12 protein-coding genes and 1 riboswitch are annotated in these 12,207 nt (G+C 58.2%); all 12 genes read right to left on the bottom strand.

All coding sequences use genetic code 11. The annotated features are described in order from the left end of the window. Nucleotides 1-116 precede the first annotated feature (116 nt). Nucleotides 117-286: riboswitch (M-box (ykoK) riboswitch) on the bottom strand. A gap of 222 nt (nt 287-508) precedes the next feature. The 12 genes from flgL to ACM3N8_RS10360 all read right to left on the bottom strand — a co-directional run bounded on the left by flgL (nt 509) and on the right by ACM3N8_RS10360 (nt 12,205). Continuing rightward, nucleotides 509-1,717, bottom strand: a complete 1,209-nt coding sequence (gene flgL, locus ACM3N8_RS10415; RefSeq protein WP_241326271.1) for a flagellar hook-associated protein FlgL — start codon at nt 1,715-1,717, stop codon at nt 509-511. A 4-nt stretch (nt 1,718-1,721) separates the two neighbouring features. Beyond that, on the bottom strand, nt 1,722-3,725 hold the full coding sequence (locus ACM3N8_RS10410) for a FlgK family flagellar hook-associated protein (RefSeq protein ID WP_043137524.1): 2,004 nt from the start codon (nt 3,723-3,725) through the stop codon (nt 1,722-1,724). 3 nt (nt 3,726-3,728) lie between these two features. Beyond that, nucleotides 3,729-4,805 carry a flagellar assembly peptidoglycan hydrolase FlgJ gene (flgJ, locus tag ACM3N8_RS10405; protein WP_290064903.1) on the bottom strand — a complete coding sequence of 359 codons (1,077 nt, stop codon included), beginning with the start codon at nt 4,803-4,805 and terminating at the stop codon, nt 3,729-3,731. A 43-nt stretch (nt 4,806-4,848) separates the two neighbouring features. Beyond that, nucleotides 4,849-5,946: a flagellar basal body P-ring protein FlgI gene (locus ACM3N8_RS10400; RefSeq protein ID WP_043137528.1), complete on the bottom strand. Its 1,098-nt coding sequence runs from the start codon at nt 5,944-5,946 to the stop codon at nt 4,849-4,851. 8 nt (nt 5,947-5,954) lie between these two features. After that, entirely contained in the window at nt 5,955-6,626 is a 672-nt protein-coding gene (gene flgH / locus ACM3N8_RS10395) for a flagellar basal body L-ring protein FlgH (RefSeq protein ID WP_103471198.1), read from the bottom strand. 60 nt (nt 6,627-6,686) lie between these two features. Next, nucleotides 6,687-7,475, bottom strand: a complete 789-nt coding sequence (gene flgG, locus ACM3N8_RS10390; protein WP_043137532.1) for a flagellar basal-body rod protein FlgG — start codon at nt 7,473-7,475, stop codon at nt 6,687-6,689. 14 nt (nt 7,476-7,489) lie between these two features. Then, the gene (flgF, locus tag ACM3N8_RS10385) at nt 7,490-8,236 is read right to left on the bottom strand and encodes a flagellar basal-body rod protein FlgF (protein WP_042870552.1); all 747 of its coding nucleotides are present in this window, start codon (nt 8,234-8,236) and stop codon (nt 7,490-7,492) included. Nucleotides 8,237-8,381: 145 nt separating this feature from the next. Continuing rightward, nucleotides 8,382-9,743 (bottom strand): flagellar hook protein FlgE, encoded by a 1,362-nt coding sequence (gene flgE / locus ACM3N8_RS10380; RefSeq protein ID WP_290017514.1) that lies wholly within the window; start codon nt 9,741-9,743, stop codon nt 8,382-8,384. Between the two features lie 10 nt (nt 9,744-9,753). After that, entirely contained in the window at nt 9,754-10,485 is a 732-nt protein-coding gene (locus ACM3N8_RS10375) for a flagellar hook assembly protein FlgD (protein WP_290017515.1), read from the bottom strand. A gap of 15 nt (nt 10,486-10,500) precedes the next feature. After that, nucleotides 10,501-10,920, bottom strand: a complete 420-nt coding sequence (flgC, locus tag ACM3N8_RS10370) for a flagellar basal body rod protein FlgC (RefSeq protein ID WP_042870559.1) — start codon at nt 10,918-10,920, stop codon at nt 10,501-10,503. Further along, on the bottom strand, nt 10,920-11,318 hold the full coding sequence (flgB, locus tag ACM3N8_RS10365) for a flagellar basal body rod protein FlgB (protein WP_042870562.1): 399 nt from the start codon (nt 11,316-11,318) through the stop codon (nt 10,920-10,922). Before flgB ends, flgC begins: the two co-directional genes overlap by 1 nt. Nucleotides 11,319-11,380: 62 nt before the next feature. Then, on the bottom strand, nt 11,381-12,205 hold the full coding sequence (locus tag ACM3N8_RS10360; protein WP_043137538.1) for a CheR family methyltransferase: 825 nt from the start codon (nt 12,203-12,205) through the stop codon (nt 11,381-11,383). Nucleotides 12,206-12,207: the final 2 nt, after the last annotated feature.

Here is a 12,207-nt window from a genome sequence, read left to right as displayed (position 1 = left end):
TGACCTCATGTGATTTCAGGCTAGGCCTGAGCGCGATCGGATATCCGGTCGCTGTCTGAAAGAAAACAGCAATTTGATTGACGAGTAATAGGCAGGAAATGACGCCGTCCGGCGTGTCATCATCCCCACGTACCAGCTTTAGCACTGTATAACGTATCCGGCATGCCGGAAGCCACTTGGGTTTACACCTTAATCCGATGAAAACTGTCCTGATCTTGGGCGTCTCTGGACGTCGTGAGATCAGTGGCCTTTGTTTATACAGGAGCCTCGCCTAACGAGATGCTGCAACAAAAAATCAGCACAACCCTCTGTTGTGCGGGCTGAATGATTATCGAATGCGCTGTGTGAGTCAACCCGACAGGGAGGGCTAAATGGCCCACTGCAACAGCTTGTTACAATTGGAGAAAAAGAGGATTTAAACGAGGATATATCAGGGCGGGGCAAACCAGATACGGATGGCCCCCCTGTTCATTGCGTCCCGAAATGCGCTGAACAGGGGTGGAAAATATCAGCGAATATAGTCAAACAGGGTCAGTTTGCTTATTTTGCTGAAGGAGAGCTGGGAGGCGCTCAAGGCCGCATCCTCTTTGGACAAGGCGGCGATGACTTCATACAAGTCCGCCTCGGAAACCTTGGCCCTGGCCTGCTGATTGAGGGTACTCAGCCCCTCGTTCGAGCCCAGTACCTGCTCCAGGCTGTTCATTCTGCCGCCAATCTCACCCAGCCCCTGATCGACATTCAGCCGGGCATTTTTCATGTGGGAGGTGGCATCCGCCACCTTCACCTGAAAGGTGTCCGGGGTGATGTTGGGATCCCGCAGCGCCGTAATGAAATCGGACATGCCATCCAGAATGTTGTTGTTCTGGGGTGGATCCAGCACAAAGTTTTGCGCGGCGCCCCCTGCGGGCAGATCCAGGGTCAGCTCCAGACCATTGAAGGGGATCTTGTTGCCTGCCACATAGTCACCGCTTTGCAGCAGGGTGCCGCCGCCATCCCGTACCTCATAGGTATCCGGTGCGCCCGCCGCCGTGGTCACCGTATATTGGTTGCTGGCCAGGGCAGGGTCATAGTTATTGCGATAAAAGCTGTCGAAGTTGCCCTGATCGGCCACTCCGACCTGAATATTGGCGCTGCCCGCACTGCTGGTCCTGCGGGTCGGCACGATTTCAAACAGATTGAAGCCGGAGTCATTGGCCGCGATTTGCACCGTCGGAGAGACCTGGATATTGCGCTGGCCCGTATCCCCCTGGAAGAGGTAATTGCCGCTGGCATCCTTGACGAAGGGCTGGGTCTTGCTCTGGTTGCCACCAAAAATGAATTCGCCCTGGGAGTTCTTGCTGTTCATCAGATCGAACATCTGCTTTTGCAAGCCTTCCAGCTCGCTGGCGATCGCCTTGCGATCATCGAACCCCACCGCCGAGTCGTTCGCCTTCTGGATCAGGGTCTGGGCACTGGTCATGGCGGTATTGAGCGCGGTCAGCACTGTCTCTTCATGGCCCAGGCTGTTCTCAAGCAGGCTGCCATTGACGCCATACTGCTTGAACAGGTCTATCTCCTTGGTCAGCGCCATCTTCTGGCTCATGCCGGAGGGGTCTTCTCCCGACGTCTTGAATTTATCGCCACTCTGCAGCTGTTCATAAGCCGTGCTCAGTCTTTCATTGGCGTTGTTCAGGGAAGAGATATTCCGGTTATAGACCATGTTGGTGGTGATACGCATGAACTTACCTCACTGATGACAACAGGGTGTCGAAGATGGTCTTGGCCGTGCTGACCACCTGGGCCGATGCCGCATAAGACTGCTGGTAGCGGATCAGGTTGGCCGCCTCTTCCTCGAGACTCACCCCGGAGACGCTCTCGAAAATACTGGTGCTCTGGGTCAGCTTGGCCTCGTTGGCCTTGAGCAGCGTCTTGGCCTGGCTGGTGTTGTTGCCCACCCCTGTCACCAGGCCGGAATAGGCCTCGTTGAAGGTCATCTTGTCATTGCTGGTGCCCGTATTGGTGCTCTTGCGCACCAGATCCTTGTTCTGCAGCTCGGCCAGTGCCAAGCCATTGGCGTTATCGGCGAAACCATCCTGATTGTAGCTCAGGGTGAAGCTGTCTTTGGGCTCCACAGTCCCGGTGATACTGAACTCGTAGCCGGGTGTCTGCTGGGGATTGGCGTAGACATTCGCCCCGGCCGGGAAGGGATTCACGATGGCCGACATCAGGTTCTGGCCCTTGCTCGAGGCCGGTGCCACTCCTATCAGAGTGGTGCCATCCGCCGCATAGACTTCGTAGTTGCCGCTGTTGTCGACCTTCACCACCTGGGGAGCCGTCGGATCCAGGGTATTGGTACCAAACCCCGAGCCCGTGCTGGTGTTGAAGATGCCGTTGAGCTTGATCTCGGCAGAGCCGAAGTTGTTCTTGCTCTTGTCCGCCTTGAGGGGCGATGCCAGCGCCAGATCCTCGGGGCGGGTGGCAAGCTGACCCAAGCCGGCGGCCGCCCGCTTGGTCGGCTGCAGCAGGATGCGATCCCCTGCCGCCGGCGTGCCGGACAGGTCAATCTCGATACCATGGCCCGGGAGCTGGAACTTGGCCGGGGGCGTGGTGCCCGTCGCCAGCGAGGTACGATTGCCATCCTTGTCCAGCGAAAACACCTCGTAACCCGTGGCGCTGCTGAACTGTACCTCGTAATCGAAGGTGGTCACTTCACTGCCCTTGCCGGGCACGAAATTGACCTTGGCGGCACCCGTACCTGTGTTCTGGTCATAAGGCAGGCCATCGCTGACGCCGAGGGAAAAGAGATCCCCCCCCAGCTCGTTATCCAGATCCATGCCCAGCCGGTTCTGCTGGTTCATGGCATCGGCCATGGCCGCGGCCAACTGCCCCAGTTCGCGCTTGGCCGGCTCCAGATCGCGGCGGGCGGAGAACAAGCCCCCCACACCGCCACCCATGGTGCTTTCGTTAATACTGGTCTTGTTGGTCCCTGCAATCAGCTGCAGCTCGGACTCGCGGGAATCAGGATTACCCGGCACGACGCTGAACTGGGCCACCCCGCCATTGAGTACCAGGGAGTGACCCGTGCTCATGTTGACCAGCATGCTGCCATTGGCCTGGGGCACAGTGCGGATCTCCATCTTCTCGGAGAGCTGGCGGATGGCTTCATCCCGCTGATCGAACAGCATCAGGTTCTCTTCCGGCGAGCCCTGGGTTCGGATGATGGCCTGATTCAGATCATTGATGCTGTTGATGAGGCCGTTCACCCGCTTGGTCTCGTCACCTATGGTGGTGTTGATGGTGTCGGTCTGCTTGTCCAGCTGGGCCGACAGGGTATGAAAGCGGTTGACCATGCCGCTGAGCTCGCTCAGGGTGGTCTTGCGGCCGGCAATGTCGGCCGGCGCTTCGTTGGCGGTGTGAAACGCCTTGAAATAGGAGGTAATGGCGGCACCGACGCTGTTGCTGGTATCCCCCAGCAGGGTATCGGTATTGGAGAGCTGCTCGTAGTGGGTGGCCGAGGCAAAATAGGCGGAGGTGTCGCGCCGCACTTCGCCCTGGGCATAGGCATTGATGACCCGCTCGGTCAGCATGTCGCCCGTGCCCAGACCGACGGAATTGGTATAGATCAGGGTACGTTCACGCACATAGCCCTGGCTATTAACGTTCACTATGTTGTTACTGGTGGTCTGCAGCAGTCGCTGCTGGGCCATCACACCCGAGGTACCAATTCCAAGCAGATCGCTTGCCATGACTTACAGCTCCATTTCGGTGTACTGGGCAATGGCATCACTGCGCAATACTTGTTTCAGTTTCCTGGCGTACTGGGGATCCGTGGCGTATCCGGCCTGTTGCAGGGCTTCGAAGTAACGATCCGGGTTGTCCACCTTGGCCAGGGCGCCCTTGTAACGGGAGCCCGAGGTCAGGAAATCGACATAGTCGTTGAAGCTCTCCTCGAACGACTCGTAAGAGCGAAACGATGCCTTCTGACGCGAGGCCACCCCTTGCTCATATTCCAGGGTGCTGACCACCGCCTTGGGACCTTCCCAACGCGGATCGGCCTTGATGCCGAACAGGTTGTGAGTCACCTGCCCTTCCCCGTCCTTGATCACCCGCTTGCCCCAGCCGCTTTCCAGCGCCGCCTGGGCCACCAGCACCGCCGGGCTCAACCCCAGCTTGTCCGCCGCCTTCTTGGCAAGCGGCATCAACCGATTGACGAACTCTTCCGGGGTTTCAAACACTTGCGCCGTCTTGTCCAGCGCCTTGGTTCCCTGTGCAGCCTGCCCCCCCTGCGCGGACCCCATGGGGGGAACCGTGCGACGGGGGCGATGCGGCACGGCCAGTGGCTGGGCATCGGCACTCATCTCTTTGTCAGCAAAATCTTTGCCAACTTTTGATGCAGAGATGAGATCGTTAGGGGCAGAGGTAGGCGCCTGGTAGGGTTTATAGACCCGTTCGGTGCGTTGCGGCATCTTGAGCACACGTCCATCATGACGAGTGAAGGTCTCGGGTGAGAGCTGCTTGGCCACCATCTCGGCCAGCCCCATGCCTCCCTTGCTGGTCATGTCAGCGACCCGCTGTTCATCCAGCATGCCCTCGTAGAACTGGGTGTAGCTGCTGTTCATGGGGTTGTCCTGGGTCAGTGCCTGGTTGGCCTGACGCATGCCCTGAAACAGGGTCTGGGTGAAGATGGACTCGAACTGGCGAGAGGCGGCCATGAGCGCATCGGCCTTGCCCTCTTTGCTCTGGCTCAGCTGGCGCAGGCGATCCAGATTCTGGATATCCTGCACCATGCCCATATTCACGCCGCTGTTGGTGTCGAACTCTGCCATTTTGCTTACCTCATTGCCGCCCGTGGCAACCCCTTGCCGCTTGTTACAATATGACCAGCTGACCTTCGATGGCGCCCGCCTGTTGCAACGCCTCCAGGATCGCCATCAGATCGCCGGGTGCCACCCCGACCTGATTCACCGCCCGCACCAGATCATCCAGGGTCGCGCCGGTATCGAGCTTGAACATGCGTCCCTGCTCCTGCTGCACGTTGATGGTGGAGTTGTTGGTGACCGCCGTCTGGCCGCCCGAGAGCGGGTTGGGCTGGGACACCTGCTGATTCTCGGCTATGGTCACCGTCAGCCCGCCGTGGCTGATGGCCGCCGGTTTGAGCCGCACCTGGCTGCCGATGACTATGGTGCCGGTACGGGAGTTGACTATGATCTTGGCGGCCTCACTGGCTGGGTCCACCTCCAGGTTCTCGATGGTAGCGAGGTAGGAGACCCGCTGCCCCGGATCCCGTGGCGCATAGACCTTGACCGAGGTCGCATCGAGTGCCTGCGCCGTGTTGGGGCCCACCAGATCGTTGACCACGTCCGCCAGCCGGCGGGCCGTAGTGAAATCGGGTCGATTGAGGTTGAAGGTGATGGTATCGCCCTGGCTGAAGGAGTTCGGCACCTCCCGCTCCACGGTCGCGCCGTTGGCGATGCGGCCCACGGTCGGCGTATTGACCACCACTTTGGAACCATCGGCCCCTTCGGCGCCCAGACCGCCTACCACCAGGCTGCCCTGCGCCACCGCATAGACACGCCCGTCCAACCCCTTCAGGAAGCTTTGCAGCAGAGTGCCGCCGCGCAGGCTCTTGGACTCGCCGATGGCCGATACCGTCACGTCTATGGTCTGGCCCGGCTTGGAGAAGGGGGGAAGATCGGCATGGATGGCCACAGGCGCCACGTCCTTGATCTTGGGCTTGATGTTGTCCGGCACCTTGATGCCGAAGTTGTTGAGCATGGTGCGAAAGGTCTGCTCGGTGAAGGCGTTGTTTTTCTCGCCGGTACCAGGCAAGCCGACGACCAGACCATAGCCGATCAACTGGTTGTTACGTACCCCTTCCACCGAGCTGATGTCCTTGATACGGGAGGCGTGGGCCACTCCCAAGGGCATCAGGCAGCAGAGCAGGGTCACAAGACGGAGTGACTTCATAACATCTCCTAGAGCGGCCACCAGGGGCCATTGAAAAAGCTGGTAAGCCACCCCTGCTCCTGACTGTTGGCCAGATCGCCGGTACCGCCGTAATGGATGCGGGCATTGGCGACCCGCTGTGACGACACGCTGTTCTCGGACGTCACATCTTCGGGGCGGATCATGCCGGTGATCCGGATATATTCGTTGCCATTGTTGAGCATGATCCACTTCTCGCCACGCACTATCAGGTTGCCGTTGGGCAGCACCTTGGCCACGCTGACCGAGATATTGCCCTGCAGGCTGTTGCTCTGATCCGCCTTGGCCTGCCCCTTGAAGGCGCTGTTCTGGCCCAGCGACGCCGACAGATCATAAGGACCTGCCGTGACCGGCACACCGCCCAGGGAGACCTGATCCAGGCTCAGCTTGTTGTCCTTGCCGCTCTGGGTATTGGCTTTCTTGGAGGCAGAAGTCGACTCAGCCAGCTCTATGGTGATGATGTCGCCCACCTTGTGCGCCTTGATGTCCGAATAGATGCCGTTGACCTGATCCGGTTGAAAAATGGCCCCGGTCGGTCTGACGGAGACAGGCTCAGATTCCCCGTACACAGGGGAGAATTCGGGGTCATCTGGCTTGGCCGTGTTGGGGGTGCTGCTGCAGCCCCCCAGCACCAACAGCCCCAGCATCCATATGGTTTTCATCATGCGCCTCCTACCGATGTGCGCGAGATCAAAAATGAGATCATGGTGTCCATCACCCGCTTAGGTACGCTGGATCAGGAAGGACATCATGCCGTCCACCGCCGAGAGAACTTTGGAGTTCATCTCGTAGACCCGCTGGGCCTGGATCAGGTTCACCAGCTCTTCGGTCACGTTGACGTTGGACGTTTCCAGCATGCCCTGCTTGATGACGCCGAGCCCGTCCGCACCGGCAGTCCCCTGAATGGGGGCACCACTGGACTGGGTTTCGACAAACATGTTTTCACCCATGGGTTGCAGGCCGGAGGCATTGACGAAGTCAGAGGTGTTGATCTGGCCCACCACCTGGGATGCCCCGTCCCCCTTGAGCTGTACGGATACCTGACCATCCTCTCCCACCGTCACACTCTGGGCGTTTTCGGGGATCTGGATTTCCGGTTGCAGCGGATAGCCGTTGCCTGGGGTGACTATAGTCCCTTCATCATTGAGGGTGAACTGACCGTTGCGGGTATAGGCTGCGCTGCCATCGGGCAACTGGATTTCGAAGTAGCCGCGGCCGCTGATCATCAGATCCAGCGAGTTGTCCGTGGTCTGCACGTTGCCCTGGCTGTGGTTCTTCTGGGTGGCAACGACCTTGGCACCGGCACCCAGCATCAAGCCGGACGGGAGCTCGGTATCCGCCGACGAGCGGCCACCGGGCTGGTTGATATTTTGGTAAAGCAGATCCTCGAAGATGGCCCGTGATTTTTTGAAACCCACGGTGCTGGCGTTCGCCAGGTTGTTCGAGGTGACCGCGATGTTGGTCTGCTGTGCATCCAAGCCGGTCTTGCTGATCCAGAGTGCAGGGTTCATTTAAAACTCCTTGATTAGCTGATACGCAGCAGCTGGGTTTGGGCTTCGTCGTTCTCTTCCGCGGTCTTCATTATTTTGACCTGGGTTTCGAACTGACGTTGCAACCGGATAAGGTTGGTCATCTCATCGACCACGTTGACGTTGCTGCCCTCGAGCGAGCCGGCGATGAGGCCGACATTGGCCGAGGCGGCCTCGGTCTGGCCATCCTTGCGACGAAACAAACCGTCCTGCCCCTTCTCCACCGCATCGGCGGCAGGCTTTACCAGTTTGATACGCTGAAAATCCTCGGGCAGGTTGGCCGCGGCGCCTTCGGGACGACCACTGATGGTGCCATCCCGATTGATCTCGATCTTTTCCATCGGCAACGGCAGCACTATGGGTTGGCCGCCGTCGTCCACGACATTGAGGCCGGTAGAGGTCTGCAGGTTGCCGGTCGCGCTCAGCTGCAGGTTGCCCATGCGGGTATAGGCTTCGCCCCCCTTGGGATCCTGCACCGCGATCCAGCCCTGACCGTCAACGGCCACGTCAAGATCCCGACCCGTGGTCATCAGCATGCCATGCTGCAGGTTCTGACCCGGCCGCTCCGTCATGGCGAACACCCGGGATGGCAGCCCTTCGCCGAACGCCTGCATGCTGCGCGCCTGCTCGAAGTCAGACTTGAAGCCTATGGTGTTGGCGTTGGCCAGGTTGTTGCCACGCACAGCCAGGCTGTTCATGTTCTCCTTGGCCCCGGACATGGCGATGTAAAGCAGGTGATCCATGGGATCCTCCGTCAAACTGATGACTCTGGAGAGAGAACTGCAATTTGAGTGCCAATACCGGCTCAGGAATACAAGGGGGGAGATAAAATAGGCGGGAAATGCCGAGAAAAAGGGCGCCGAGGCGCCCTTGTCATCATGTTATGACTTAACGGATCTGCAGTATGGTCTGCTGCAGCGAGCTGTTCACTTCCAGCGAACGGGAGTTGGCCTGGAAGTTGCGCTGCGCCGTGATCAGGTTCACCAGCTGGGAGGTCAGGTCCACGTTGGATTGCTCCAGCGAGGAGGACTTGATGGTACCGAAAGTACCCGAGTTGGGAGTACCCGGCAGGGCATCACCGGAGAGCAAGGACTGGCGCCAGGAGGTATCCCCCACTTGGGTCAACCCTTGCGAGTTGGCGAACTTGGCCATGGCGACCATGGCCACTTTCAGGGTTGTGGCGTTGCTGTAGGTGGCGGAGACGATGCCATCTGGAGTTATCTCAACCTTGGTCAGACGGCCAACTGTGGAACCATCCTGGGTCAGCTTGTACACCTCAAACGGGGAGGAGAACTGGGTCACATTGGTGAGCTTGAGCTCCACCTGCTGGGTACCGTCGGCGCCATTGGTGATGAGACCGGCTCCCGGTGTCCCCAGTGCTACGGTCTTGATGGTGGCCGGTGTAGTCGGCGTGATCATCTTGCCATCGGCATCGAAGGTGACGCGGGCAGCCAGCGGGGGGACTGCTGTAACACTCCCTGACATCGTAGTAGCGACACCACCGGCCACATCAATTGGTTTGTTACCTTCATACATGTACATGCGCCAGGCGGTCGGGCTCGCAGGCTGGGTCACGTTCGCCGGGTCCGCCTCCTTGACGAAATATTGAGTAATGACATGGGGTGAGCCCAACGAGTCATAGATGGTGACCGAGGTCGACGCAGAATAACTCTTGTCATTTTTCGGATCGAAGATGGAGGCATCAGCAGCCGCATTCCCGGCGGCCAGCGGCTTGGCATCTGACGGAAAGTTGAAGCTTGCTTCAATTGTGCTGGTCTTGGTCGGCACACCGGCCTTGTCGGGGATCTGGATAGGCTTGGTGGCGTTGATGCTCACCGCCTTCGGCGTGCCATCCACGTTGACCTCATACCCCTGCAGGTAATGGCCCTGATTGTTGACCATGTAACTGTTTTCGTTGAGTTTGAAGGCCCCAGCCCGGGTATAGGTGCGATCAAGATTGGTCAGGCCGTCAGAGGTCACGAAGAAACCGTTGCCCTGAATGGCAAGGTCCAGCGAGTTGTTGGTGAACTGCAGCGCCCCCTGATGGAACTGCTGCGCAACAGCCCCCGTGGCCACACCATTACCGACTTGCGTCTTGGCATTGACGAAGATCGAGTTCGCATACACATCGGCAAATTCGGCTCGCGACTCCTTGAAGCCGATCGAGTTGACGTTGGCAATGTTGTTGGCGGTGACGTTCAGATCTTTTTGTGCCGCGTTGACACCGCTCAAGGCATTGTTAAATGACATATCCAGCTCCTTAGATCGATGCTGTAGGCTTGGTCGTTGGTGGTGTGGTCTGGTTGGAATTGGTACCGGCAATCTCCAGGATATCCCCCAGAGAAATGGCCCCGAGTCCTTTCAATTTAACCAGGGTGGGAGAGGTGCCATTACCCAGGGTGACGCTTTCTACTCGCCCATAGGTCAAGGCCGAAATGCTCTCTGATTTGCCGGCCACTGTGCCGGTCGCTTTAATCTGGTACTTGCCCTCTTTGACGGGCTTGCCGTCCTTGTCGGTCCCATCCCAGCTGAAGGCCACGTTACCCTGATGTTCTCCCTCAAGGGAGAAGGTCTTGACAACCTGCCCTTTTTCATCTTCCACCGTGATTTTCACGTTCGACATTGTCTTGTCGCCGACGGCAGCCACTCCGGAGATCTTGCCATCTTTTTCCAGATAGCCGGTGTTGGAGGGGATCAGTACGTTCTGACCCACCAGCGCGGAGGCCTGCAGCGCCTGGCTGGAGGTCATCAAGGTATTCAGATTGCCCATCTGGGTCGACAGACTCGTGATCCCTTCCGAGGTCGACATCGATGTCATCTGGGACAGCATCTGGGCGTTGTCCACCGGCTTGAACGGATCCTGATAAGAGAGCTGCATGGTCAGCAGCTTCAGAAACGACGCCTGATCCAGCTCTTTCTTGGGCGTCGTCGTGCCAGTGGTCTGGGATGTGGTACGGCTGATGCCGTTCACATTATTGGTTGTATCTACCATCTGTGCTTACCCCTATCAGGACTTGCCAAGCTGAAGCGTCTGCTGCAGCATCTTCTTGGCAGAATCGGCAACCTGCACATTGGTCTGATAACTGCGTGAGGCGTTGATCATGTCTGCCATCTCCTCCACCATGTTGACGTTGGGCTTGAAAATAAAGCCATCCTTGTCAGCCATGGGGTGGCCCGGGTTGTACTCCTTGAGCAAGGGGGCCTCGCTCTCGACAATCCCCTTCACCTCGACCCCGACGGATGCCTGCTTGTCTGACATGGCCTGATCCAGCTGAGCGGCAAAGATTGGCCGCCTGGCATGGTAAGTATTTTCCACACTGGAACTGACGCTGTCGGCGTTGGCCATGTTGCTGGCCACCGTGTTGAGTCGAACAGACTGTGCACTCATGGCCGAGCCTGCAATGTCAAAGACCTTGAACAAACTCATTACTGTTCTCCTTTCAGCGCCTTCAGCAGGCCACTGATCTTGCTATTCATAAATTCGAGGGAGGTCTGGTACTCAAGGCTGTTGCGCAAGAACTCGCTGCGCTCCTGCTGCACGTCTACCGTGTTGCCATCACCGGTGTCGGGCTGCAGAGGATTGCGGTACTGCGTCAGGCCAGGGGCATCCGACTGCAAGGCAAAGTGCTTCTCACTGGTCGTCGCCAGACCGAACCCCTGCTGATGCTGGGCCTCTTCCAGTGCCTGTGAGAAGTTGATATCCCTGGCTTTGAAACCTGGGGTATCCGCGTTGGCAATGTTGCTGGACAACACCTCTGCACGCTTGGAGCGAACGCTCAGCGCGTATTGATGAATACCAAATGCCTTGTCGAATGAAATTGCCATAGCACACCTCCTGCTTGATAAATTATTAGCAAGAGGTGTGCCAAAGGGGATTTAGGCGGGGATTATTTGACTTTGTAGACGATGCCGGGATTGCAGCGGACCATTTCGAACCTGTCGGTCAGACCGGCCAGTGACTCGGAAGCCCCCAGCATCAGATAACCGCCGGGATTGAGACTGGCTGCGAACTGGTTGAGGATCTTGGACTTCACTTCCGGCGCAAAATAGATGAGTACGTTGCGGCAGAAGATGATATCGAACTTGCCGAGCAGGCTGTAGCTCTCCAGCAGGTTCAGCGGCCGGAAGGTGGTCAATTTTCTGACACGCTCCACCACCCGCATCTTGTTGTCGCCATACGCTTCGAAGAACAGCTTCTTGCGCTCGGGCGACAGGCCGCGGGCCAGCGCCAGACTGTCATACACCCCTTCCTTGCACTGGTTGAGCATGGTGCTGGAAATGTCCGTGCCCACGATCTGCACGCCACCGGGCAAGGTGCCCGGCTTCTTGACCTGCTGCTCCAGCGCCGTCATGGCGATGGAATAGGGTTCCTGGCCGGATGAGGACGCTGCCGACCAGATCTTGATCGGACGACCGCTCTTGCCGAGTTCAGGAAAGATCTTGTCCGTCAGCAACTGGAACGGATAGGTATCCCGAAACCACAGGGTTTCGTTGGTGGTCATGGCATCAACCACTGCCATTTTCAGGTCACGCTCACGCACACTCATCGCTCGCGTAACCAGATCAGACAGACTCTCAATACCAAACTGAGTCATCAAGGGCGAAAGCCGACTCTTGACCAGATACTGTTTGTTGTCACCCAGCACGATCCCGCTCTGTACTGCCAGAAAGTTGCTGAATTGTTTGTATAAGTCGTCCGAAAGTGTCTTCATGC

It is taken from the genome of Aeromonas sp. A04, assembly GCF_047780465.1.
Classification (GTDB): domain Bacteria; phylum Pseudomonadota; class Gammaproteobacteria; order Enterobacterales; family Aeromonadaceae; genus Aeromonas; species Aeromonas bestiarum.
This window is presented reverse-complemented; position numbering and strand designations above follow the sequence as displayed.